Origin of the sequence: Paraburkholderia sp. BR10954 (assembly GCF_040965775.1) — a bacterium.
Taxonomy (GTDB): domain Bacteria; phylum Pseudomonadota; class Gammaproteobacteria; order Burkholderiales; family Burkholderiaceae; genus Paraburkholderia; species Paraburkholderia youngii.
This window is the reverse complement of the sequence record NZ_JBFRCK010000170.1, coordinates 1-1,111: the sequence shown is the minus strand read 5'-3', so window position 1 is coordinate 1,111 and position 1,111 is coordinate 1. Positions and strand designations below refer to the sequence as shown.

Below are 1,111 nucleotides of genomic sequence, written 5' to 3'. Positions count from 1 at the left end.
CCCTGTCCGACGCACTCGGTGGTTACGTGCGCGCCGCAGACAAGATCCATACCGACGACACGCCCGTGCCGGTGCTGGAGCCGGGGCGTGGCAAGACACGCACGGCGCGCCTGTGGACCTATGTGCGCGATGACCGCCCGGCAGGAAGCCGCGCGCCACCAGCCGTCTGGTACAGGTACTCACCCGACCGCAAAGGTGAGCGACCTCGGGAACATCTGGCGGGCTACACGGGAATCCTGCAGGCAGATGCCTTCAGCGGGTACGACGCGCTGTATCGTGACGGCACGATCATCGAGGCCGGGTGCTGGGCGCATGCGCGGCGCAAGTTCTATGACCTGTACAAGCTGGACAGCTCACCAATTGCCGAGGAAGCACTGCGCCGCATTGGGGCGCTGTATGCCGTTGAACGCGAGGTTCGAGGCCAGACGCCGGACGTGCGCCTGTCTGCGCGTCAGCTGCGCTCGGCCCCATTGCTCGCTGATCTGAAGGCCTGGTACGAACACACGCTGTCACAGGTATCGGCGAAGTCGGGGCTGGCGAAGGCGATTAAATACTCGCTGGGGCACTGGCATGCACTCACACGCTATTGCGAAGACGGGCGCGTCGAGGTGGACAACAATACGGCGGAGCGCGCGATCAGGCCGCTGGTTCTCGGCAGGCGTTATGTGCACTTGCGGATTATGCTGAGCGAGAGTAGCGGCCCCCGAATCGTCGGGGAGTCCGCCACGCACGACTGGACATAATCAAAGCGCCTCCAGGAACTTCAGCAGCGTATCCGGTGGCCGGTAGCGGGAGCGATGGGTTTTCAGTGGAGCGATGGCTGCCAGGGCGCGCTCTTTCATTGCCAGATCCGCTTCGACGTATCCGTGTGTTGTTGACGGACTCTCATGTCCAAGCCAAAGTGCAATGACCGTGATGTCGACGCCAGACTGCAGCAGGTGCATTGCGGTCGTATGACGCCTATCTCTTCAAAGAGATAGGCGGCACTATCTTCCCTGCCGGACTATGTCTTGTAAGACTGCGATGCTGCCCCTTTCTGGGCAAATGTGCGAAGCCATATAGAGATAGTCTGAGGCTCCTTTCCGCTGCACCCCAACATCGGGGAAGGAGC

Annotated in this window: 2 pseudogenes; one reads left to right on the top strand and one right to left on the bottom strand. The window is 61.8% G+C overall.

What is annotated here, in order from left to right:
- A pseudogene (locus AB4Y34_RS41640) lies at positions 1-662 on the top strand (IS66 family transposase); the annotation flags it as partial.
- 81 nt (positions 663-743) lie between these two features.
- On the opposite strand, the pseudogene AB4Y34_RS41635 reads toward AB4Y34_RS41640, so the two are convergent.
- A pseudogene (locus AB4Y34_RS41635) lies at positions 744-947 on the bottom strand (integrase); the annotation flags it as partial.
- Positions 948-1,111: the final 164 nt, after the last annotated feature.